Source organism: Flavobacterium sp. OHVDL-2026-0007, assembly GCF_059882335.1.
Map to the genome: position 1 here is coordinate 2,893,475 of NZ_CM187612.1, position 24,489 is coordinate 2,917,963.

23 protein-coding genes are annotated in these 24,489 nt (G+C 35.4%); 12 read left to right on the forward strand and 11 right to left on the reverse strand.

Features of this window, described 5'->3' with window-relative positions; all coding sequences use genetic code 11:
- The first annotated feature begins 1 nt into the window (after position 1).
- On the forward strand, positions 2–607 hold the full coding sequence (locus AC51AA_RS11675) for an FAD-dependent oxidoreductase (RefSeq protein ID WP_500702413.1): 606 nt from the start codon (positions 2–4) through the stop codon (positions 605–607).
- Positions 608–744: 137 nt separating this feature from the next.
- Here AC51AA_RS11675 and AC51AA_RS11680 read toward each other — a convergent pair whose 3' ends face one another.
- The 3 genes from AC51AA_RS11680 to AC51AA_RS11690 are packed head-to-tail and all read right to left on the reverse strand — an operon-like array spanning position 745 to position 3,353.
- Positions 745–2,322, reverse strand: a complete 1,578-nt coding sequence (locus AC51AA_RS11680) for a S41 family peptidase (protein WP_500702414.1) — start codon at positions 2,320–2,322, stop codon at positions 745–747.
- Entirely contained in the window at positions 2,323–2,754 is a 432-nt protein-coding gene (locus AC51AA_RS11685; protein ID WP_500702415.1) for a deoxycytidylate deaminase, read from the reverse strand.
- Positions 2,755–2,759: 5 nt separating this feature from the next.
- Positions 2,760–3,353: a HupE/UreJ family protein gene (locus tag AC51AA_RS11690; protein WP_500702416.1), complete on the reverse strand. Its 594-nt coding sequence runs from the start codon at positions 3,351–3,353 to the stop codon at positions 2,760–2,762.
- 169 nt (positions 3,354–3,522) lie between these two features.
- Between AC51AA_RS11690 and AC51AA_RS11695 the strand changes: the two genes are divergently transcribed.
- A complete protein-coding gene (locus tag AC51AA_RS11695) occupies positions 3,523–3,954 on the forward strand; it encodes a tellurite resistance TerB family protein (RefSeq protein WP_500702417.1) in 432 nt (143 codons plus the stop codon).
- Positions 3,955–4,067: 113 nt separating this feature from the next.
- Here the strand turns inward: AC51AA_RS11695 and fbp are convergent, their stop codons facing one another.
- Complete coding sequence (gene fbp / locus AC51AA_RS11700) at positions 4,068–5,075, reverse strand: class 1 fructose-bisphosphatase (protein ID WP_500702418.1); 1,008 nt, start codon at positions 5,073–5,075, stop codon at positions 4,068–4,070.
- Positions 5,076–5,246: 171 nt separating this feature from the next.
- Here fbp and AC51AA_RS11705 point away from each other — a divergent pair, with 171 nt between their 5' ends.
- The 4 genes from AC51AA_RS11705 to AC51AA_RS11720 all read left to right on the forward strand — a co-directional run bounded on the left by AC51AA_RS11705 (position 5,247) and on the right by AC51AA_RS11720 (position 9,334).
- A complete protein-coding gene (locus AC51AA_RS11705) occupies positions 5,247–5,747 on the forward strand; it encodes a GNAT family N-acetyltransferase (protein ID WP_500702419.1) in 501 nt (166 codons plus the stop codon).
- A 222-nt stretch (positions 5,748–5,969) separates the two neighbouring features.
- Complete coding sequence (locus AC51AA_RS11710; RefSeq protein ID WP_500702420.1) at positions 5,970–7,229, forward strand: aspartate kinase; 1,260 nt, start codon at positions 5,970–5,972, stop codon at positions 7,227–7,229.
- Between the two features lie 215 nt (positions 7,230–7,444).
- A complete protein-coding gene (locus tag AC51AA_RS11715; protein ID WP_500702421.1) occupies positions 7,445–8,041 on the forward strand; it encodes a hypothetical protein in 597 nt (198 codons plus the stop codon).
- 222 nt (positions 8,042–8,263) lie between these two features.
- On the forward strand, positions 8,264–9,334 hold the full coding sequence (locus AC51AA_RS11720; protein ID WP_500702422.1) for a glycosyltransferase: 1,071 nt from the start codon (positions 8,264–8,266) through the stop codon (positions 9,332–9,334).
- Positions 9,335–9,336: 2 nt separating this feature from the next.
- Here the strand turns inward: AC51AA_RS11720 and AC51AA_RS11725 are convergent, their stop codons facing one another.
- From AC51AA_RS11725 to AC51AA_RS11735, 3 genes are all read right to left on the reverse strand, one after another.
- Complete coding sequence (locus AC51AA_RS11725; protein ID WP_500705632.1) at positions 9,337–10,632, reverse strand: porin; 1,296 nt, start codon at positions 10,630–10,632, stop codon at positions 9,337–9,339.
- Between the two features lie 170 nt (positions 10,633–10,802).
- Entirely contained in the window at positions 10,803–11,882 is a 1,080-nt protein-coding gene (locus AC51AA_RS11730; protein ID WP_500702423.1) for a sensor histidine kinase, read from the reverse strand.
- A gap of 148 nt (positions 11,883–12,030) precedes the next feature.
- Positions 12,031–12,714 (reverse strand): response regulator transcription factor, encoded by a 684-nt coding sequence (locus AC51AA_RS11735; protein WP_500702424.1) that lies wholly within the window; start codon positions 12,712–12,714, stop codon positions 12,031–12,033.
- A 234-nt stretch (positions 12,715–12,948) separates the two neighbouring features.
- Between AC51AA_RS11735 and AC51AA_RS11740 the strand changes: the two genes are divergently transcribed.
- The 4 genes from AC51AA_RS11740 (at position 12,949) to AC51AA_RS11755 (ending at position 18,712) form a co-directional block, all read left to right on the forward strand.
- Positions 12,949–15,720: a TonB-dependent receptor gene (locus tag AC51AA_RS11740; RefSeq protein ID WP_500702425.1), complete on the forward strand. Its 2,772-nt coding sequence runs from the start codon at positions 12,949–12,951 to the stop codon at positions 15,718–15,720.
- Positions 15,721–16,002: 282 nt separating this feature from the next.
- Positions 16,003–17,202: a beta-helix domain-containing protein gene (locus AC51AA_RS11745; RefSeq protein WP_500702426.1), complete on the forward strand. Its 1,200-nt coding sequence runs from the start codon at positions 16,003–16,005 to the stop codon at positions 17,200–17,202.
- 107 nt (positions 17,203–17,309) lie between these two features.
- Positions 17,310–17,648: a T9SS type A sorting domain-containing protein gene (locus tag AC51AA_RS11750; RefSeq protein WP_500702427.1), complete on the forward strand. Its 339-nt coding sequence runs from the start codon at positions 17,310–17,312 to the stop codon at positions 17,646–17,648.
- Positions 17,649–17,731: 83 nt separating this feature from the next.
- Positions 17,732–18,712 (forward strand): LuxE/PaaK family acyltransferase, encoded by a 981-nt coding sequence (locus AC51AA_RS11755; RefSeq protein WP_500702428.1) that lies wholly within the window; start codon positions 17,732–17,734, stop codon positions 18,710–18,712.
- Here the strand turns inward: AC51AA_RS11755 and tyrS are convergent, their stop codons facing one another.
- Positions 18,713–20,008, reverse strand: coding sequence for a tyrosine--tRNA ligase (tyrS, locus tag AC51AA_RS11760; RefSeq protein ID WP_500702429.1), 1,296 nt, complete (start codon positions 20,006–20,008; stop codon positions 18,713–18,715).
- Between the two features lie 140 nt (positions 20,009–20,148).
- On the opposite strand from tyrS, the gene AC51AA_RS11765 reads away from it, so the two are divergent.
- Positions 20,149–21,150 carry an NAD-dependent epimerase/dehydratase family protein gene (locus AC51AA_RS11765; RefSeq protein ID WP_500702430.1) on the forward strand — a complete coding sequence of 334 codons (1,002 nt, stop codon included), beginning with the start codon at positions 20,149–20,151 and terminating at the stop codon, positions 21,148–21,150.
- A gap of 2 nt (positions 21,151–21,152) precedes the next feature.
- Here AC51AA_RS11765 and AC51AA_RS11770 read toward each other — a convergent pair whose 3' ends face one another.
- Genes AC51AA_RS11770 through AC51AA_RS11780 form a run of 3 tightly spaced genes read right to left on the reverse strand, consistent with a single transcriptional unit; the run spans position 21,153 to position 23,714 of the window.
- Positions 21,153–21,629, reverse strand: coding sequence for a DUF4296 domain-containing protein (locus AC51AA_RS11770; protein WP_500702431.1), 477 nt, complete (start codon positions 21,627–21,629; stop codon positions 21,153–21,155).
- A 9-nt stretch (positions 21,630–21,638) separates the two neighbouring features.
- Positions 21,639–22,979 carry a dihydroorotase gene (locus AC51AA_RS11775; RefSeq protein ID WP_500702432.1) on the reverse strand — a complete coding sequence of 447 codons (1,341 nt, stop codon included), beginning with the start codon at positions 22,977–22,979 and terminating at the stop codon, positions 21,639–21,641.
- Positions 22,980–22,988: 9 nt separating this feature from the next.
- On the reverse strand, positions 22,989–23,714 hold the full coding sequence (locus AC51AA_RS11780) for a polyprenol monophosphomannose synthase (protein ID WP_500705633.1): 726 nt from the start codon (positions 23,712–23,714) through the stop codon (positions 22,989–22,991).
- Positions 23,715–23,819: 105 nt separating this feature from the next.
- On the opposite strand from AC51AA_RS11780, the gene AC51AA_RS11785 reads away from it, so the two are divergent.
- Positions 23,820–24,488 (forward strand): DUF4271 domain-containing protein, encoded by a 669-nt coding sequence (locus AC51AA_RS11785; protein WP_500702433.1) that lies wholly within the window; start codon positions 23,820–23,822, stop codon positions 24,486–24,488.
- Position 24,489 lies beyond the last annotated feature (1 nt).

Genomic DNA, 24,489 nt, shown 5'->3' on the forward strand with positions numbered 1-24,489 from the left:
CATGTTTGACGTTTTACTTATTGGAGGAGGCGTTTCGAGTATGTCTTGCGCCCTCGTATTAGGTTCCGCCAAAAACAAAGCTTTTGTTACCGACAAAAAAATCGGCATCATCACACATCAAAAGAGTTCTTCCCTACAGGATGCAATTTTCTACAATGCTTATGGCATAACCCCAGGTACCTTAGGCGCTGATTTATTAACAGAAAGTACGCAACATTTAAGCGCCAACTATCCACATGTTTCTCAAATCCCAGATGAAAAAGTAGTCAAAATTGAGGGGACCTATCCTGCATTCACTGTAGTGACCAACAAAAATACTTACAAAACCAAAAGTATTGTCATCGGAATTGGCTCAGCCAACACCTTTGCCATTGAAGGCCTCATGCACTATATTGAGCCACATCAAAAAGCACTTCCTGAAAAACAGAGAATCCAACTTAAAAACAACGACCATAAAGTTACGGACGGCATCTATGCAATTGGCACCTTAGCAGGCTGGAGAAGCCAACTAGCCATTGCCGCTGGAAGCGGTGCTGCTGTTGCCACAGACATCCTTACATTGTGGAATAACGGCATACAAACTCATGCGCACGACAGCATTCGCTAGTCTTACACAACAGTTCTCTAAACCATTAGCTTTTCACAAAGTATAGTTGTTGTTTTTTAACTCAATCGTAAATTGTTTCTTCTTTAATTTTAAACAACTTACCTTAACTGTCTTGCCCCAGAACAAGTAATTAGGCCTTATTTTTTCGGATGTAGTACCGCCTTAATCATCGCATCTTCTTTCAACATCACATCATAATAATACAGTTCACCATACAATTGTCTAGCAAACTCTGCTGTGATATATCGATTCACCAAGGCTTTGGTTGGATCTAATTTCAAGTCTAGACCCGTTAGTAGTATATACGCTTTGAACTGTTTGAAGTAAACATCCGAGTTTTTCATCTTGGCCAAAAATTCATTAAAATGAAGTCCGGCAAAAGCATTTCTATTTTTATCTAATGCTTCAAAAACAAAATGTCCCACAATTCCGGTTTGCAACAAATAGGCCACATTTTCATTTCCGTGCTCTGCCTCCATAGGCACAAAAACATCGGGAACAATACCACCACCACCGTAAACAATTTTGCCTTTTGGCGTTTTAAACCTCAAGGAATCCGCCACTTTTATACTGTCTTTAGCGTACAATTCTCCTGATCTCACTCGTGATTCAGATTCTTTAAAATAGGCTTCAATTCCTTTCTTATAGGGTTTCTGAATAGATCTACCTGTAGGGGTATAATACCTCGCCACAGTCAATCGCACTGCCGATCCATCATTAAAATCCATTTCGCGTTGCACCAAGCCTTTTCCAAAAGAGCGACGTCCAACAATGATTCCACGATCATTATCTTGAAGGGCACCCGCTAGAATTTCACTGGCCGAAGCACTATTTTCATTAATTAAAACATATACTTTTCCCGTCTCAAAACTTCCTGCTTTGGTCGCGTATGTTTTCTCAGTTGTGCCATTTTTATTTTTAGTAAAAACGATCAACTGTTTGTCTTTCAAAAATTCATCAGCAATTTCCACTGCCTCTTCCATATAACCTCCTCCATTATCACGAAGATCAATTACCAGGGATTCTATTCCATTTTGTTTCAGTCGGGCTAAACCTGCTTTGAACTCACCAAAGGTTGTTTCAGCAAAACGGTTTATTTTAATATAGCCTATTTTATTTCCCAGCAATAAAGACGCATCCACACTTTTGATCGGTATAACATCTCTTTTTACCTTAAACTTAAGCTTCTTTTGTTCTGACTTTCTAAAAACAGTCAATTCAATTTCAGAACCTTTGATCCCTTTTAATCTAGAGAACAAACTGTCCGAAGGCAATTTTCTACCAAATAACTTCGTTTTTCCGGCAAATAAAATACGATCTCCCGATCTAATCCCTGCTTTGGCTGAAGGGCCGTTTTCAACAGGTTTTATAATGGCAACAGAATCCTTATACATATAAAAATTAATACCAATACCCACAAAATCACCTTTCATACTTTGGGCCACTTCCACTTGTTCGCTTGGCGGTATATAAACAGAATGCGGATCTAATTTGGACAAGATATTATCGACTGTTAAGTTGACAATCGAATCGGTATTCACACTATCTACATATTCTGTATTGATAAAATCAATCAGTTTATTCAATTTTGTTTTGGAATAGTTTTTAGCCAACAAAGTGTCCTCAACAGGAGTATTGATCATACTTCCGAGTACGGTGCCAAGAGCAAGTGCTGCTGCTATAACAAGGGGTAGATATTTTGAATTAAATTTCATTTACTCTTCTAAAACAGGAATATGCTCGACTTCTACACCTGCTTTTATTAAAAATTGAATTCCTGAATCATCACGGTAGCCATTGTGATACACCACTCTTTTAATTCCAGATTGATGTATTAATTTGCTACATTCCTTACAAGGCGAAAGTGTAATATATAAAGTGGCTCCTTCACAAGATTGTGTTGATCGGGCCACTTTTAAAATAGCATTAGCCTCTGCATGTAACACATCCCAACGGGTCAACCCTTCTTCATCTTCACAACAGTTTTCAAATCCTGAGGGTGTACCATTGTATCCATCGGAAATAATCATCCGATCTTTTACGATAATAGCCCCAACTTGTTTTCGTTTGCAATAAGAGAGCGAACCCCATTCTTTTGCTATTCTTAAATACGCTTTATCGTATTTATTTAATTTTTTTACTTCCATTTATTTTATCTGTTCCAAATTGGGCTTTCTACTATCATTGGCAAGACAACTCCAATAACAAAAGCCGACATTACAAGTGCCCAATCACGTTTAGAAAAACGAAATACGGTTTGCACAATATAAGACAATACCAAAACCACAAACACCACTACTAGTTGTGCTGCTTCAATTCCCAAAGCGAATTCCCCTAAAGGTAATAATTTTGAAGTTGCTGTCCCTCCTAAAATAGTCTTAAAATAATTAGAGAATCCAAGACCGTGAATAATTCCAAAGAACAAAGTCACAAAAAAGATCAAATTCACACCTTCATTCTTAGAGGTTTTTCCGGCCGTAAACAGATGAAAAAATGCTGTAATTAAGATTGTAATAGGAATTAGAAACTCCACTATATTCACTTTCACTGCAATAATTCCAAAAACGGATAACACTAAAGCCAACGTATGGCCAATAGTAAAAACGGAAACCAAAAGTAAAATACGCTTCCAATCTTTAAACAAATAAGGAATGGTTAACGCAATTAAAAAAAGGACATGATCGTAAGCGTTGATATCTAAAACATGCTTTAATCCTATTTGAAAATAAATCCAAAACTCTGACATAGGGGTAATACTATTAATTGATTAGGGGGTGTAAACTTACGACTTATTTTGAAAATTCTAGAAATCAAACCTCAAATCACGGAATAAAAATAAGTTAAATTTTATGAGAAAATTAAAATTAATGAATTAAAATAAGAATTATATTTGTAAGACAAAAAACTATATAATTATGTCATTTTCAGATTTATTTGATAGCGAATTTAAACAAAGAAATAAAGGTCACTTTTCAGCAATTGTTCGCGTAGCATTTGCAGAGGGAGCACTACATCCTGAAGAACAGGCTTTCTTAGATAAATTAGCTAATCGTTTAGAAATTTCAGAAGCTGAATACGAAGAAATCCTAAGCGATCCTTTAAAATACCCAATCAACCCTCCTTACTTACATGTTCAACGTCTTGAGCGTTTATTCGACTTAACCAGAATGGTGCATGTTGACCACCATTTGGAAGACCAACAGGAAGTAATGTTAAGAAAACTAGGTGTTGCTCTAGGCTTTACACCAAGTAATGTAAATTACATCATTGCAAAAGCGTTATCCTTAGTGGACAAAAAAGTAGATTTAGATACTTTTATTTACGAAATGCAACATATGCATAAATAGCATTCCCATTTCAATTGTCGTCTCTAAATTAAGTTGAGACGAACCTTAACGATGAAGATGGAAACTAAATATAAAACCCGATAGCCAAAAAAAAGCTATCGGGTTTTATTTTATTACTTCGCCTCAGCCATAAACTCCTCAGCTTTTTCTACCATATTGAGACTGCCGCAGAAAAAAGGAACCCGCTCATGCAATTCTGTTGGTTGAATTTCCATAATTCTTCCAAAACCATCTGTCGCTTTTCCTCCTGCTTGTTCGGCTATAAAGGCCATTGGATTACATTCATACAACAAACGCAACTTCCCTTTCGGGGCTTTTGAACTCGTTGGATACAAATAAATCCCTCCCTTAATCATGTTACGATGAAAATCAGCGACTAGACTTCCAATATACCTTGAGGTATATGGTCTATCTTCTTCTTCACGCTGACAATATTTAATGTAATTTTTGACTCCTTGTGGAAAATGAACATAATTCCCCTCGTTTACAGAATAAATATTTCCACTCGTTGGAAACTTCATATTCGGATGCGAAAGGTAAAAAGTACCAATGGCTGGATTCAAAGTAAAACCATTCACTCCATGTCCTGTGGTATAAACCAACATAGTCGAGGTACCATAAATCACATAACCTGCAGCGACTTGATTGATTCCGGGTTGTAAAAAATCCTCGCTCGTCACTGGCGTCCCAATCGGGGTAACCCTTCTGAATACCGAAAAAATAGTACCTACCGAAACGTTCACATCAATATTAGAGGATCCATCAAGAGGATCCATCAAGATCACGTACTTATTATTATGACTGTTGTCGCTCCCCTGAACAGTAATAAAATCGTCGTTTTCTTCCGAAGCTATTCCACAGACAATCTCACGGTTAATTAACGTCTGAATAAATACTTCGTTGGCATACACATCTAATTTTTGCTGATCTTCTCCTTGAATATTTTGTTCGCCTGCAGCGCCAATAATATCCACTAAACCCGCTTTGTTTACTTTATAGTTGACCACCTTGGCAGCCAAACGTATAGAATTAATAATTCGGGAAAGCTCTCCCGACGAATACTGAAATGCTTTTTGATTCTCAATAATAAACTCTCCTAGTGTTTTATTGCGTTCTTCCATTACTATTTCGTTGTAGTTTTAATTTTAAGTCACAAATATCGCTTTTTTTGTGAGAATGATTTAAAAATTATTTTGTTAGTTTGCCACTATTGTATATTTGCTAATTAAAAGGATAAATTCATCGAATTAAAAATGCTTTTTCCACCAATAACTAGCTAATAATTAGAATATATGAATATTAGAAAAGGGACCCCTGAAGACATGCAATCGGTTTTAGAATTGATACAGGAACTGGCGATATTCGAAAAAGAACCAGATGCAGTAGTGATAACGGTAGCAGACCTAGTGCGTGATGGATTTGGAGACAAACCTTTATTTCATGTTTTTGTTGCAGAAATTGAAGATCACTCGAACCAAAGCGAACAAACAAAGGAAATTGTGGGGCTTGCTTTATATTATTACCGCTACTCTACTTGGAAAGGAAAAACCATACATTTGGAAGACTTGATTGTCAAAGAAAAAATGCGTGGTACTGGAGTAGGATCTGCCTTATATGCCGAAATCATGAAGCAAGGCAAGAGAGACCAAGTCCGAAGAATAGAATGGAATGTTTTAGACTGGAATACGCCAGCAGTAAAATTCTATGAGAATTCAGGCGCTAAAATCCTTGACGGATGGCAAGTAGTTCAAATGGACCAAACAGGCATTAATTCGTTTTTAGAGCGGTTATAAAAAACAATTCAACCATTAGGGACAACAAATTTAAAAAACCCTAATACTTGATAATCCTCTTTGACAATAAACAAAACACAGCAACGTAACTTTAGTCAAATAAACAAGACGTTTCAAGTAGCTTACCCCCCAATGAGTAATAAGCCTAACTGAACGTCTGCATAAAACCCTGTAATGGGATTTTATACCAATTTGACCTTATAAAATAATAGCATAAATAAAATGAGAGTATTTAAATTTGGTGGTGCATCAGTAAAAGATGCTGAGGGAATAAAAAATGTATACGACCTTTTACAAAAGGTAGGATATGAAGATGTAATTTTAGTGGTTTCCGCTATGGGAAAAACAACCAATGCTCTTGAGGTTGTGATCAAGAACTATTTTGACAAATCAAGCGAGTTAAATTCATCAGTACAAGAAATAAAAAAATACCACAATCAAATCTTATTGGATTTATTTGAGGATGACAAACATGCTGTTTTCACCGCAGTAACAGCACTTTTTTCTGAATTAGAATATTTCTTAGCGCATAACAAATCACCCAACTACAATTTTGTATACGATCAGATTGTGAGTTTTGGAGAATTGATTTCCACTACGATTCTAAGTCACTTCATGAACTTCATGGGCATACAAACACAATGGCTTGATGTTCGTAATTTCATCAAAACCAATGCTAATTACAGAGATGCCGAAGTGGACTGGGAAACGACTCAACAAAACATTAGCAAAAATGTAAAACGCAAAATCTTAAACATAACTCAAGGTTTCTTAGGTGCGGACGAAAACAATTTTACCACCACTTTAGGTCGTGAAGGTTCTGATTATACGGCAGGGATTTTTGCTTATTGTCTAAATGCTGAAAGTGTAACGATCTGGAAAGACGTTCCAGGGGTGATGAATGCAGATCCACGTTATTTTGAAAACGCTAGTTTATTAAACCAAATCTCGTATCGTGAAGCGATTGAATTGGCTTTCTATGGTGCTACGGTTATCCACCCAAAAACACTACAACCTCTACAGAAAAAAGAAATTCCTTTATATGTAAAATCTTTTATCAACCCATTATTAAAAGGAACCTGTGTTTCTAAAGGTGTTGATCTGGAACCACAATACCCTTGTTTTATTGTCAAAAGAAACCAACTTTTAATTTCTCTATCTTCTATTGATTTCTCCTTTATCATGGAAGAAAACATCAGCGAGATTTTCGCTTTGTTTCACGAATTCAAAATAAAAGTAAACTTGATCCAGAACTCTGCGATTAGTTTTTCTGTATGCGTTGAAGATAAATTTGAAAACTTTACAGAATTAAACGCCATACTATCCAAAAAATTCAAAGTAGATTACAGTGAAAATGTAACCTTATATACCATTCGTCACTTTACAGAACAAGCCGCTCATACCGTTGAAGAAAACAAAGTCGTTTTACTAAAACAAGTCAGTAGAGAAACGATGCAAATCGTGACCAAAGAAATAAATTAATTGTATACAAAAAAGTTAATTATCAATTCAACCTATTCTAAAGCCTCACGACATAAGTGAGGCTTTTTTTTACACTCTATCCTTATCCGCTTTCCTTTTAACACCACTCCATAATTCACACAAAAAATACTCATCATCGTAAATAATTTTAATTATTTATGAATAACATTATAATAAATTCATTAATTTTAATTGAAATTTAAACCTCTAAGATTATGAAAAAATTATTGTTGCTCTGTTTTATAGTTATTCTGTCCCATAACTTCTATGCGCAAGAAACAACTACAACAGCAAAAACTAAAACAACTGCTGCTGCTAAAAAATCGGCTGCCAAAGCTGCTAAAGCCGCAAAGGAAGCTAAAGAAACTACAAAAGAAGTAAAAGCTAAAACTACTAAAGAAACCGCTAAAGCAAAAACGGAAACGGCTAAAGCCACCAAAGCTGCTAAAGCTAAAGCTGCTAAAGAAACAGCTGCAGCAAAATCCGAAACGACTAAGACTTCAAAAAAAGTTTCTGACAAAGCAGAAAGCACTAAAGCCAAAGCAAGTAAAACAGTAGACAAAGCAGAAAGTACTAAAGCCAAAGCAGACAAAACCGCTGACAAAGCTACCGCCACTGCAAAAGCAGTAAAAAAAGACGCTACTGCCGCCAAAACCAAAACCACTAAAAAACTACAAGAGACTAGTGAAAAAGCGCCAAAAGTAGCCGATAAGATTACTGGTGAATACAATGGTAAAAAAGTATATACAGGTCCTAGAGGAGGCAAATATTACATTAATTCCAACGGTAACAAGACCTATATAAAAGAATAAACGTAAGCCTACTGCATACAAAAGACAAAGGACTAGATAACTAGTCCTTTTTTTTTGTAAAAAATCCAACCAAGGGTCAATAAGCCTGCAAATACCATATCCTATCCACTACTCACTGCTTTCAAAACCCTAACTAGCACTTAGAGTTAATAATTTAGTAATACAGCAGAAATCATACAAAAACCTTATTTCTTTATCTTAGTTTCTATAAAACAGCAAACTATGAGCATTGAATATTCAGCAAACAAAACTATTTTAATTGCTCCACTAAATTGGGGACTAGGTCACGCGACAAGATGCATCCCTATCATTAAAGCACTTCAGGAAAACAACTATATCCCTATCATAGCTTCAGACGGAATTGCTCTGGCGTTATTGCGAAAAGAATTCCCTTATATTCAAACACTGGAATTACCTTCTTATCATATTGAATATGCTAAAAATGGCAAAAATTTCAAATGGAAGTTGATCAAAAACCTACCTAAAATGATCGCGGCTATAGTAGACGAGAAAAAAATGGTAAACGGTTGGATTAAAAAGCACGGTATTGACGGTATTATTTCCGACAATCGCTTGGGTGTTTTTAGCAAAAAAATCCCCTCGATCTTCATGACACATCAATTAAACGTCATGACCGGAAACACCACTTGGTTTACCAGTAAATTTCACCAACATATTATTAAGAAGTACGCCGAATGCTGGATTCCAGATACCAATGAAACCATAAATCTAACAGGTGATTTAGGACATCTAAAAACAAATGATTTGAATTTACGCTATATTGGCCCTATCAGCCGAATGCGTAAAAAAGAGATGCCTAAAGCCTACGATCTGATGATCATTTTATCAGGTCCAGAACCGCAACGTACTCTTTTAGAAGAAAAATTACAACAAGAAATCAAACACTATAAAGGAAAAGTCGTTTTTGTAAAAGGGGTAGTCGAGAAAAATCAAACCAAACACGAAATTGGTCACATCACCCATTATAATTTCATGAATTCTAAACAACTAGAACAGACTTTTAACGAAAGTGATCTGGTCTTATGCCGTTCTGGATATACTACCGTAATGGATTTAGCAAAACTAGGCAAGAAAGCTTTTTTTATTCCTACTCCAGGACAATACGAACAAGAATATTTGGCGGTCAAACTTCAGGATGAAAACCTAGTGCCTTATGCAACGCAAAACGATTTTACTATTGAAGATCTCTCCAAAGTAAAATCGTTTAAAGGTTTATCTCAGTTTCAACATACGATCGACTGGGACTCGTTATTTACGATATTCGAAAAATAGTTTTAGAAATTAAACTGTGCTTGTAAGCGCAATAAGTTTCCTTGTTGTCTATTGATCGGTAGTGCACTGTCCACAAAAGTTCGATCTGCAATAACATATTCAGCCGTTAACTCTACCGCTTTTAGCGGCTGCCACTCTACACCTATTTCATAATCTCTAACCACATAACTTCTGGCATCCTTTTCATATTTTTTTCCTCCGTCATAGTACTGAAATTTAGCAAAAGGATACAGCAATTGTTTTCCTAGGTCTAACTTATAATTCATCAACACATAACCTCCGTTCAAACTCTTCACATCCACACTATTGGTGGTTGGATTGTATCGTGGTCCCTTTCCAACATTATACTCTGTTTGTATTCCGAATGGTTTTGGATACAACACAAAAGTAGCCCCTATCCTTTCATCCTTTACATATTGTGGATTGGTCACGGCAACTCCAGTTGAGATTTCGTTCGTAAAAGCCCATTTACCGGTATACGCCTGAATTCCAGGCTCAATAATTTGGTTCCCAATAACAAACGGATAGGTTATTCTCGATACAATATTCAAAGCTCTATTTCCATCTAACTTATTAGCTATCTGTCCATTATAAACTCCAAAAGCAAAAACACCAAAATCACCAGAACCTTTGTAACCTTCTTTTACCAACATATCAAAACGCTCTCTAATTTCACTTGGCGCCCAATAAAAGAAGGCCCCTAGATCACGTTCATTAGCAATAGAGCTATTCATGGCATCATTTCTATCTAAGGCCAGTCGAACAGAACTAGATTGCATGTTCTCAAACCCATAAGGAATCTTACTTTGTCCAATACGAACGCGATATTCTCTTTTTTTATCAAAAGATAGATCAAAATAAATATCTCTAATTTGAACAAAATTGTTGACTCCACTACTAGGTGAACTCGCAAAATCGGGTTGAAAATAAAAGAATACATTGGGGTGAATTTGTCCCGAAAATACCAGACGCGCACGTCTGATAAAAAGACCATTATTTGATCTTGCCTCAGGATCCGTAGAAGTGGTACCCCATGACTTATCACATTGCTCGCAAGACACTTTATCATTTGTAGACAACAAACCATTGTATCTCACTTGCGCATAACCGCGTAACGAAATTCTATCGTACCAGTGCTCCTTATTACTCACTCCTGATTCCGTATCAGGAAGTTTTGCTTTGTTAATCGAATCTAAAAGACGAATTACTTCCTTCCTTACATCTTCTTTTTTTACCTCTTGGGCATGCATTACACCAGTAATTAGCAATAAAATTGCGGCGATTTTTCTTTTCATTATTTAGCTTTAAACTCTAAAAATTTAGAGGCACAAAGATCTATCACCAATGTTAAGATAATATTAACACAGTGTTACTATAATGAAAAGGAATTGTTCCTAAATCGTTAACTAATTGTCTTTTACGTTAAAAATCGGTATTTTACGGTACTTCGCAGTACTACTGCTCACTATTATTTAACATCCTGTTTTGGCGTTTTATAAGCCTTTTCGAGTGTGAATGAAAACTCAGAACCGATTCCAAACTCACTTTCCACGTACACTTTCTCTTTGTGTGCTTCAATAATGTGTTTTACAATAGCCAATCCTAAACCTGAACCACCTTCTGTTCTTGCTCCGCTTTTATCCACTCTATAGAAACGCTCAAAAAGCCTTGGGATGTTTTGTTTTTCTACTCCTTCTCCATTATCACTAATCCTGATTAACACTTTCTTCTTGGTCAAGTTTACGACTCCAACTTCAGTTAAACCGTTCTCATTTCCGTATTTAATAGAATTCACAATCAAGTTTTCTAAAACCTGTTGGATACGATCCTTGTCCCCACGAACAATAACCGATTTCACATTTCTACTTTCAAAAGCCAACTTGATATTCTTTTTATCGGCTTTCATCTCTAGTAAATCGAAAACATTCTGAATCAATTCCACTATATCAAAATCCGTAATCATCAAATCTAAATCACCCGATTCCAATTTAGTGATCATATCCAAATCTTCCACAATATAAATCAAACGCTCCACTCCCTTTTCAGCTCGTTTTAAATATTTTTTTCGAATGGTCTTATCCTCCATCGCTCCATCGAGCAAAGTAGAGACATATCCTTGAACAGTAAACAAAGGTGTTTTGAGTTCGTGTGACACATTTCCTAAAAACTCCCTACGATATTGCTCACGAATTTCCAGCATCTCGATTTCCAACTTTTTATCGGTAGCAAACTTTTTTACTTCACGCGATAACGTTTCCATATCGGTAGTGATCGGCTGATTAATCAATGTCGTAGATTCCAACAAGGAAACCTCATCATATATTTTCTTAACCCTTCTGTATATAAAACGCTCTACCCTGTATTGTAAAACTAAAAAAGAGAAAATATAAACCGAAACCAGAAAAATCAAGGCGAACCCTATCTCATTTTTCAAAGTATTTCTATAAAACAAATACAATAGTATCAATACAAAGCCTGTCGCAAAAAGACTGATATACAAGGCCGATTTTACCGCAAATCTGTAGGTCTTCTTAAAATTAATTTTCATTTATAAAGGGAATCATTTATAGTATACAGTTAATAATTAAACCATTAAAAGATTCCCTAAATTAAGTTTTTTAGTCTTAATAAAGCGCAATCCCTTAATGGCTTTGTAACCCTGAATGAGTTATATTTATAATAAAATTAGTATGGGCTTATACTTCAAATTTATACCCAACTCCTTTTATCGTCTTAAAAAGTTCTTCTCCAATCTTCTCGCGTAATTTTCGAATATGAACATCTATTGTTCTTCCTCCAACAACCACTTCATTACCCCATACTTTGTCCAGAATCTCGTCTCTTTTGAATACTTTTCCTGGTTTAGAAGCCAATAAGTAAAACAACTCAAATTCTTTTCTTGGTAAAGCAATTTCTACATTATCCTTGATGATCTTATATTCTTCGCGGTTAATTTCGATTCCACCTACGTTTAAAGTATCACTAACAACTTCTTGTTCTTTTAACCTTCTTAATAAAGCCTTCACTTTACTGACCAATAATTTTGGCTTTATCGGTTTGGTGATATAATCATCTGCCCCCGCATCAAAACCAGCTACTTGAGAATAATCTTCACTTCTAGCAGTTAGAAATGTTATGATAACATTATTCAATTCTGGGATTTTTCTAATGTGTTCACAAGCTTCCATACCATCCATCTCCGCCATCATTACATCCATAATAATTAAGTCTGGAAGTTCTTTTTGCGCTTTTGCAATAGCTTCTTTTCCATTGGAAGCCGTAACAATTTGATAGCCTTCTTGAGCAAGGTTATAGCCTACGATTTCTAAGATATCCGGTTCATCGTCGACTAATAAAATCTTGGTTTGTGTTTTTTTCATAAAATAGCAAAAATTGAGTTTTTCTCATCAAATTTTCTTCTCTACAAATCCGATGGTTTTTAATTGCGATGGTAAATGTAATAATAAATAAACGTTAAAAAAGTCGTGTTAACCGTAATTTAATTTGGTAACAATTTGATAATCTAATAGAGACAAAAACATAACAAGCAGCTAACACCAAGTTTACAATGCTGCCATTTCTTTGCAAAAAAAATAAATTAAACACATTCTGAAATGAAATTCAATTTAAAATTTCTATTACTTACATTATTATTCTGTGCTGTTTCGATCGCACAAACCAAAGGTACAATTTCTGGAGTTTTATCCGACAAAGAAATGAACAATACACCTTTACCTTTTGCTAATATTTTAATTAAAGGTACTAATATTAGTGTAAACACTGACATGGATGGAAAATATTCCTTATCAGTTAATCCAGGAAATTATACCGTTATCTTTAGTTTTCTTGGATATCAATCTGTGGAAACTCCAGTTACAGTAAAAGCAAAAGAAAATACAACAGTAAATCAAACATTATCCTCAGGGGGTTACGAACTTAAAGACGTAGTGGTAAAATCATCCTCTGTCAACAGACAAAAAGAATCTGCATTATTATTAGAGCAAAAGAATGCTGTAGACATAAAGCAGTCTATTGGAGCGCAAGAACTTTCTAAAAAAGGAGTTAGTGACGTCGCTAACGCTGTTATTAAAACTACTGGTATTACCAAACAAGAAGGAACAGGTAATATTTTCGTAAGAGGTCTAGGTGACCGTTACAATTCTACTACTATGAACGGATTGCCAATCCCATCTAACGATCCTGAGAAGAAAAACATCAACTTAGATATATTCTCAACAGATATCATCGAATATGTTTCGATCGACAAAGTTTACAATGGTAAGTTTTTCGGAGATTTTGCTGGAGGAAACGTTGATATTGTTTCTAAAGACTACAAAGGAAATGGTTTTTTCAAAATTGATGCTGAATCAAAAATAAATACTAATGCTGTGGGAGAAAGCAATTTTTCTTTACAAAAAGGACCTAACGCATTTGGATTTAGCAAAGCTGAAATCCCAAACAACCCATTAACATCATACGGGTTTAATACTTTAGGCTTTGAGAAAAAAACACCTCTTGCTGGTTCATTCGGAATTTCTGGTGGAGATTCATTTAACGTAGGTAGCGAAGGAAAAATAAACGTTTTCGGAACAGCTTCTTTTAGCAACGAATACTCCTCAAGAACCAATGGTACTATTAAAGGAAGTGTTAATGCTATGGGTGTTGCTGGCAAAGACTTAGATTACAAATACCTTGCTTACAATACCAATACAACTGCTATGTTTAATACAGGGTACAAAATTAACAGCAGAAACAAAATCAACTTCAACTCTTTATACATTAATACTTCCTCTCAAAAGAAAGAAGAATCTGCAGGATATATAGTAGATTTAGCTAATGAAGGAAATGGTTTTATTCGTAGAAATGACTATGAGAAAACAGACTTATGGGTGAACCAATTATTAGGAACACACAAACTAAGCGAAAGAAGCACTTTTAACTGGGGAACTTCGTATAACATCGTAAACCAAAGTATCCCAGACAGAACGTACAACACTATGAATAAAGTGGATGGTGGTTATGTCATTAACTCTCAGTCTACACCTAACAACAACCGTTATTTCCAAAGCCTTAAAGAAGATGAATTAGCGGCTAACTTAGGACTTGATTACAAGTTCAATAAAAACGCTGACGGAGACTACCTAGGAAAATTCACTGTAGGTTATAACGGAAGATTCAAAAGTAGAGCGTTTAAAGCAACACAATTTAACTTCAAAACAGTTACCGACCCTATTTCACACACTGGAGATATTGTTGACCCAAACAATTTAGATGCTTTTTACAATCAACAAAACTTTGCCAATAATTACTTCACTATTTCCACTTTCCGAGGAGGATCAGATGTTTATAACGCACTTGACCCACAGGCATACAATGGAGACATGATGATTAATGCTGCTTTTTTCAATACAGAATACAAATTCAATAAACTTACAGCGGTCTTAGGATTAAGAGGTGAAGTAATTAGCCAGGACGTGAACTGGAGCACACAATTAGATCCTGATGGTGGTAGCGACAAACTGGAGAAAAATGCTTTTCTACCAAGTTTAATCTTGAAATACGAACTTAACGACAAACAAAATTTACGTTTAGGATTAAGCAAAACCTACACTTTACCACAATTTAAAGAAAGATCTCCTTTTATTTACGAGGAATTTCTTCAAGCAAAAATTGGTAACCCATTCTTATATGCTTCTGACAACTACAACCTAGACATAAAATGGGAATTGTTTCCTAAGAGCGATGAAATCATCTCGGTAACCGCTTATGGAAAATACATTTTAAACCCTATTAACGAGGTAATCATCAACTCCTCTACAAATGATATCTCTTACGTAAACTCAGGTGATTACGGGTATGTTGCTGGTGCTGAAATAGAATACAAAAAAGTACTTTTTACTTTTGACTCTGAAAACACTAAAAAACTTACTGGAGGATTAAATGCTTCTTACCTGTACAGCAAACAAGAATTAAATAACGAAAAAGTATTAAGAGAAACAAACGGAACTAGACCTACCACATTTACCAGTACTACAGGTAAATTTACAGGAGCTTCTCCACTATTATTAAACGCGGATTTATCTTTCTTTAATGAATGGAATGACAAAAAAAGTAATTTAACTACAACTGTAGCTTACAATTATTTCTCAGACCGAGTAAATGCAATTGGCTCACTTGAGAAAGGTGACCTAGTGGATAAAGCTGTTGGTTCTTTAGATTTTATTGCAAAATCAAAACTAAACAAAAACTTCGGTCTTGGTCTAGTAGTTAAAAATATCCTTGACCCAACTATTAACAGAGTTCAAGAAAACCAATCAGGAGATGTTAATGTTTTAAGCTATAAAAAAGGATTAAACCTAAGCTTAGGATTCAGCTACGAATTCTAACTAGAAACAACATAACAAGTACTAAAAGCAGCTTTCGAGCTGCTTTTTTTGTACCCTCCCATTCCGTATGAAATCACCAGAGACCGCGGAACAAAAAACCTTAGAGATCTACCCCGATTTACCCTTTAAATATTCCCTTAACAACTTAACATTAAGTTAATATAGAGTGTTCTTTAATTTAAACTAACATTCATGGTTAGTTAACATCTAGAAAAGATTTCTGATACATCTTTGCAATAAGAAATTAAACACACAAAAAACAAAACAATACCTAAAACAATTATGAAAAAATCAATTGTAAACCTACTTGGGATTATCGCTGTATCAACTAGCTTACTAACAAGCTGTTCAAGCGAAGACATTAAAAAAACGGAACCATCTTCATCTTTCGTTGCAGATGCTAACAATTTCAAAGGAACTATCACTGATGGCGAAGTAGTACTTACTGCTGGAACTACTTATAAATTAACTGGAAAAATACAAGTAAACGACGGTGCAACCTTAACAATACCTGCAGGAACAATAATCGAAGGTTCTGGTGGAACTGCATCTTATATCGCTGTTGCACAAGGTGGAAAAATTAATGTAAATGGTACTGCTGCAAATCCTGTTGTTATGACTGCTGCTGTTAAAGAAGCTGGAAAATGGGGTGGATTAGTAATCTGTGGTAGAGCTCCTATCAACCGTGTAACGGGTGGTGCTAGTACAGCGCAATCTGAAGTTGCTGAATTAACTTACGGAGGTACTAATTCTGCTGACAATTCTGGTTCTATCAAATATTTAAGAATTGAGTACGCTGGTGCAGCTTTCAACTCTGAAAAAGAATTCAATGGAGTTTCTTTCTTCGGAGTAGGTTCAGGTACAGTTGTTGAAAACGTTCAAGCGTTTCACGGTGCTGATGATGGATTCGAATTCTTCGGAGGATCTGTAAACACAACAAACTTAATCTCTATCGGTAACGAAGATGATCAATTTGACTGGACAGAAGGTTGGAATGGTACTAATACAAACTGGTATGGTAAATTAGCTTTCGGAAAAGGAAATAGAGGTATTGAAGCAGACAACTTTGAATTTGGATTCGCCAATACACCAATTGCTAACCCAACTATCACAAACATGACTCTTGTTGGACCTGGAAGTACTGCAGACGTAGCTAACTTCGCTGAAAATCAAGCAGTAAAACTAAGAAGAGGAACTAAAGGAATGATATCTAACGTCGCTCTAAGCTCTTGGACAACTGGTTTTGATGTTGAAAATGACGAAACAATCGCATTTGTTGGTACTTTATTAAAAGTTACTAACGTAAAGTTCGTTGCTGATGTAACTACTAAAACAAAAGGAAAGAAAACTGCTGTTGCTCCTGCTACAAGTGGAGTAAGTGCTGATGTATCTGCTTTAATAGTAGAATCCGCTACTGCTACTGGAGCTGGAAATGGTGTTGCACAACCAACATGGGCTACTGGATGGTCAGTAGGTTTCTAAACCCTTAGAACATAAACCGTTAAAAAACATCCTAAAAATTTAGGATGTTTTTTTTTGGCGTAATTTTTGTATTTTATTTTGTATATTTACGTATCCAAAATAAGGCGATGGCAAAAAACTACTTTTATATTACATTCTTATTGGCTTTTTTCTTTACGCTGAGCGCCTCTGCTCAGGACAGTAAACAATTACCAAAACCTCAAGATGGAACTACCATAGAGGGACTGAGCTTGTACCCTAACCCAGTGACCAACGGCAAGGTTTATATCTCTTCTAAAAATGATTTAGAGAAAGAGATTATCATCTTTGATGTTCTAGGGAAAAAAGTACTTCAAGCCCATATGAGCTCGAAGGAATTAAATGTCTCCGACTTAGCACCTGGTGTTTATATCATCAAGATAAGCGAAGCTAATGCATCCGCAACTCGAAAATTAATTGTCCGATAAAAAACTTTTAAAGCTCCAAAATAACATTGGAGCTTTTTTATTGCCTTTACATCCTATATTTATACCTTTGCACAAAAAAAGTTTTGATTACAGCCAGCGATATATTTACCCTTTCAGGTCAGAAACAATTTGAAAAATTAGCACTAAAAGTGTTTCGTTTTCAACATGAACACAATGGGGTATATCGTGATTTTTGCGATTATTTAAAAGTGAATCCTCAACAGGTAAAATCGTTACAACAAATTCCCTTTTTACCCATACAGTTTTTCAAAAGCCACCAGGTGGTCTCCAATACCGATCCCGCCGAGGTTACTTTTACCAGCAGCGGAACCACAGGCATGATCACCAGTAAACATTTGGTTACCGATGTTTCCCTTTATGAAGAAAGTTACCGCAAGGGATTTTCTCAATTTTATGGCAATATTGAAGATTACGTTGTTTTAGCCCTTTTACCTTCCTATCTCGAGCGTGACGGCTCTTCGTTAATCTATATGGTCGAAGACCTTATAAAGCTATCCAATCAGCCTGACAGTGGGTTTTATTTACACAATCATGACGACCTAATTAAAAAACTAACTGCTCTTGACCAGTCGGGTCAGAATGTTATTCTAATTGGGGTTACTTATGCTTTACTGGATTTAATTGAAAAACACCAATTTCAACTTCAGAATACCATTATTATGGAAACTGGTGGAATGAAAGGCAAACGCAAAGAAATGATACGCGAAGAATTACACCAGCAACTTTGCGAAGGTTTTGGCGTCTCGGCTATTCACTCGGAATATGGTATGACCGAATTATTAGGACAGGCTTACTCTTTGGGCGAAGGTGTCTTTGAATGTCCATCATGGATGCACATTTTAGTACGCGACCCTGAAGATGCTCTTACTTATGTAAAAGAGGGAAAAACAGGTGGAATTAACGTTATCGACTTAGCCAACATCAATTCTTGTTCTTTTATTGCGACCCAAGACTTAGGCAAAAAAAATCCCAACAACTCTTTCGAGGTATTGGGACGTTTTGATAATTCTGATATTCGTGGTTGCAATCTGATGGTTTTATAATTAAACCACTCGAACTACAAAATAGTTTTTCTTTCCACTTTGCAACAATACAAATTGATTGTTAATCAAATCCGTTGTTGTTAAAACAAAATCTTCTTTGATTTTCTCTCTATTGACAGAAATTGAATTAGCTGTTAAGGCACGTCTAGCTTCTCCATTTGACTTAAAGAATCCTGTTTTTTCATTCAAAACTGTAACAATATCCAATCCGCTTTCTAAGTCTGCTTTGGCTATTTCTGCCTGTGGAACTCCGTCAAAAACCTCTAAAAAAGTAGTTTCATCCAATTGCTTCAAATCGTCAGCAGTTGAATTTCCAAACAAAATGTTCGATGCTTGAATCGCCTTTTCCAATTCTTCTTCTGAATGAACAAAAATCGTAATTTCTTGTGCTAGTCTCTTTTGTAAAACTCTCAAATGAGGAGCAGTTTTATGCTCTTCAATTAGCGCATCTATTGTTTCTTTATCTAAGAAAGTAAAGATTTTGATGTATTTCTCTGCATCCACATCGGTAGCATTTACCCAAAACTGGTAAAATTTATACACTGAAGTTTTATCCGCATCTAACCAAACATTTCCGCCTTCAGATTTTCCGAATTTAGATCCGTCTGCTTTTGTAATTAAAGGTGTTGTCAACGCAAAAGCTTTGGCATTTTCACCACCCATTCTGCGCACTAATTCTGTACCAGTGGTAATATTACCCCATTGATCAGAACCTCCCATTTGTAAAATACAATTGTTGTTTTTATATAAATGGTAAAAATCGTAACCTTGAATTAATTGATAAGTAAACTCAGTGAAAGACATCCCCTCTCCTTCTCCACTTAATCTCTTTTTAACAGAGTCTTTAGCCATCATATAATTTACCGTGATGCGTTTTCCCACCTCACGAGCAAAATCAATAAAAGAGAATTCTTTCATCCAGTCGTAGTTGTTCACCATTACTGGAGCATTTTCAGCTGTTGAATTGAAATCTAAGAAACGAGACAAAACGCTTTTAATTCCAGCTACATTTTTAGCCAAAGTTTCTTCGTTCAATAAATTTCTTTCATCAGATTTACCGGATGGATCACCAATCATACCTGTTGCACCTCCTACCAAAGCGATAGCTTTATGCCCCGTTCTGTTTAAGTGAACCAATAAAATAATCTGAACCATACTACCAATATGTAGTGAATCTGCCGTTGGATCAAAGCCTATATAAGCCGTAGTTACCTCTTTCAGCAATTGTTCTTCCGTTCCTGGCATGCTATCATGATATAAACCGCGCCACTTTAATTCTTCAACTAGATTCTTCATTTTTAAAATAATTTGTGCAAATATAACGATTGTCAATATCAATATCAAAAACCATTGACAATGTCAAAGAGAAATATGAATTTCCTTAAAATTAAAAAAGGACTCTTTGTCTCTTTGGAGCAAAATAGTATATTTACCAAATGGTATTAGTAACTGGAGGAACAGGTTTAGTAGGCGCACATTTATTACTTCATTTGGTTGAAAATGGAGAAAAGGTTCGGGCTATCTACCGCAACCAAAAGAAGATTCACAAAACAAAATCCGTTTTTGAATATTATAAAAAAGCGGACTTATTTGAAAAAATTGAATGGATTGAAGCCGATATCATAGACGTTCCCTCCCTAGAAGTTGCTTTCCTTGACATTGACTATGTGTACCATTGTGCCGCTCTAATTTCATTTGATCCTAAAGAGGAAGAATTACTTCGAAAAACCAATATCGAAGGCACAGCCAATATGGTCAATTTCTCAATTGCCAAAGAAGTCAAAAAATTCTGTTTTGTAAGCTCTATTGCCGCTTTAGGAGACTTAGCTCCACACGAAACCTACATCACAGAAGAAACAGACTGGAACCCAGAAAAACCACATAGTGATTATGCCATTTCAAAATACGGTGCGGAAATGGAAGTTTGGCGTGGACTTCAAGAAGGTTTAGATATTATTATTATCAATCCAGGAGTAATTTTAGGACCTATTGCGCTGGCCAAAACTTTCGAACAAGGCAGTAGTGCATTGTACCAAAAGGTAGCCAACGGGCTTTCCTTCTACACTCTAGGAAATACAGGATTTATTGCCATAAACGATGTGGTACGAATTGCCTTTGAATTAATGAAGAGCGATATCAAAAACGAACGTTTTACTTTAATTGCCGACAATATTGTTTTTCGAGATGTCTTAAACACCATCGCTACAACTTTACAAGTCAAAAAACCTAGCTTTCATGCAAAGCCTTTCTTCATGAATCTACTGTGGATAGTGGATGCCTTATATTCGACCTTGTTTTTTCAAAAAAGACGCATTACAAAGGCCACAGCAAAAGCTTCCTATTCTAAAAACCTCTATACAAACCAAAAAATAAAAACCGCTCTAGGAACGGTTTTTTTAGATGTACATCAGTATATTAAACAGACGTCAAAGTCATAAAGCTACTTGCCTAACTGCCTTGCGCGTCTTATCGAATCAACATTTACTTTTCTCAAGGGACGTTTTTCTAAAGTATCTTTAGCTACCGCTTTTTTCTTTGCTGCCTTAGCTTTAGCCGCCGCTTTCTTTTCTTCGATCTTCACAATCGAATCCACTGCTTTTTGCTTCTTCTCTAGCCGTTTGGCTATTTGATCAAACATATCCTTATAAGTCTCGTAATCGGCAGCATAATAAATATTACTCTGTGCAAACTGTAAACTATCTACTTTGTATTTACGAAGAATAAACTTCGTTGGACTAGTATCAATGGAATCTAATGACAAAGGATTTTGATACTTCACCGCCTCTAACAACGATAAATCATACATAATATCAATCATCTTTTCTCTTTCAATAAGTCCCTTTGGCTCTTGAACCAACTCTTTTTTACAACTTATAGAAAGAAACAAAACCAATACTATTACTACAAAATTCCTCATATCCGCTTTTTATCTATCAAACAATAATCTTTTTCCAGAACGAACATCCTTTACTTTGAAATTCGTATACACCATTTCACCATTTACAAAAGTATGGGTAATCCTAGATTTAAATGTATAATTTTCAAAAGGAGACCAACCACATTTTGACAAAATGTTTTCTGGCTTTACACTCCAAGGTAAACTTGGATTCACAATAACTAAATCAGCAAAATACCCTTCTTTTACGAAACCTCTTTTTTTGATCTTGAAGATTTTAGCCGGATTATGACACATCTTCTCTACTATTTTCTCAACAGAAATTTTTCCCTGATGATGCGCTTCGAACATAGCCACTACAGCATGTTGCACTAATGGACCTCCAGAAGGTGCATTTAAATAGGATTGCATTTTTTCTTCTTTAGTATGCGGCGCATGATCTGTAGCAATTACATCAATACGACCGTCATTTAAAGCATCCCAAAGCGCTTTTCTATCCTTATCCGTTTTCACAGCTGGATTCCATTTTATAAAATTACCTTTTGTTTTGTAATCCTCATCGGTAAACCAAAGATGATGTACACAAACCTCAGCCGTAATCTTTTTATCTTCTAAAGGTATTTTATTGGTAAACAATTCCATTTCCTTAGCAGTAGAAAGGTGAAAGATATGCAAACGAGCTCCTGTTTTTTTCGCTAAAGCCACAGCTTTTGAAGACGATATATAACAAGCTTCTTCACTTCGAATTAAATGATGCGCTGTTACAGGCACCTTATCTCCGTATTCTTCTTTATACTTGGCAAGATTATTTTGAATGGTTGTTTCATCCTCACAGTGAACAGCTATTAACATAGGCGTACTGGAAAATATTTTTTCCAAAGTAGCCTCATTGTCCACTAACATATTACCGGTCGAAGAACCTAAAAATATTTTAATACCTGCTACATTTTTTGGATTGGTTTTTAAAACCTCCTCTAAATTGTCATTGGTTGCTCCCATCATAAACGAATAGTTCGCGTACGACTTTACACCCGCAATTTTATATTTATCTTCTAGAATTTCCTGAGTAACGGCATTAGGAACAGTATTGGGTTGCTCAATAAAAGAAGTGATCCCACCGGCAACAGCAGCTCTTGATTCTGATTCAATATCTCCTTTATGCGTTAAACCTGGTTCTCTAAAATGCACTTGATCATCAATTGCACCCGGCATCAAGTAACTTCCTTCGGCATCTATAACTTTGCAATCTGACGTTTTTAAACTAATACTATCTGAAATTTCAACAATTAGATCGTTCTCTATCAAAACATCACCTTCAAAAATAGATCCTTCGTTTACTATTTTGGCATTCTTTATTAAAATTCTATTCATCTCTTGGATTTATAACGAATTGACTAATTTTTTCAATCTAAGCGAAATCACACCCAGAATTGCTTCCTTGATAATGGCATTGCTCATTTTGGATACTCCTTTAGTTCTATCTGTAAAAATAATAGGAACTTCCGAAATCGCGAACTTAGCACAGTAGGTTCTGTACTTCATTTCAATTTGAAAAGCATATCCGACAAATTTAATTTTATCGAGATTGATCTTTTCCAACACCTCTCTTTTATAACAAACAAAACCCGCTGTTGCATCATGAATTTTCATTCCTGTAATAAACTTCACATACACCGAAGCGAAATAAGACATCAACACTCGACTCAAAGGCCAGTTGACCACATTAACCCCCGTTACATAACGTGATCCTATAGCCAAATCGGCACCGCCAAAATGACAAGCATCAAATAGCTTTTCTAGATCATTGGGATTGTGTGAAAAGTCAGCGTCCATTTCAAAAATGAAATCGTAGTTTCTTGCTAAGGCCCATTTAAAACCATGAACATAGGCAGTTCCTAAACCTGATTTTTTGGCTCTTTTCTCTAAAAACAATCGCTCCGGAAATTCTTCCTGAAGCGCAACAACCTTATTGGCAGTATGATCTGGCGAATTATCATCTATAATTAAAAGATGAAAAGGCTTGTGTTGGGAAAGTACAGCTCTAACTATACCTTCTATGTTTTCGATTTCGTTGTAAGTGGGAATTATGACAATACAATCATTCATTTTTCTGCGTAATTTCAACGCAAAAGTAAACTTTTTATAGCATTTCATCCATAATAAAGTTATAATAAAAGTATTGATATAAAAAATTACTAATTTTGTATCGTTATGATTGAACAACTTCACCCTAGAATTCTCGAAAACAAAGACTGGGCAACACTTTTATTTGTGTTAACCTTTGCCGTTGTCGCGATTACCAAATCGGCTTATGAAGCCCGATTCAGCGAATTTAGCAAGCTCATATTTTCTGATAAATACGCCAAAATTTACCGTGATAGCAACCATCTAAAAAGTAGCTTTACCATTGGATTGTTTTTTGTCCAAGTTGTATCTTACGCTTTTTTCATTCAACTGACCATGCATGTTTTCGGCTATGCCTCCAAAACAGATTGGCTTTTGTTTATTCAAATTGCCACACTTTTACTGTATTTTATTCTCGCAAAGTATCTCATCGAAAAAATCATAGCGAATTCCTTCAATATTGATGAGTTTGTCGATCTTTTTAACTTACAAAAAGTTACCTATAGAACCTACATTGGTCTTTTAATCCTCCCAATCAATGCTGTTTTATTTTATTATGATGATATTCCAAAAAGTATACCCCTAGCAATCATAGGCGTTTCGCTCTGTCTAAGCTTATACTCCTATTTTATTTCAATTAAAACTTATCAAAATGCAATAATCAGCAAGTTATTTTATTTTATTTTATATCTTTGCGCTCTTGAAATAGCCCCTTATTATTTTCTCTATTATTGGATTACAAAAGGGAGTGCTTAGA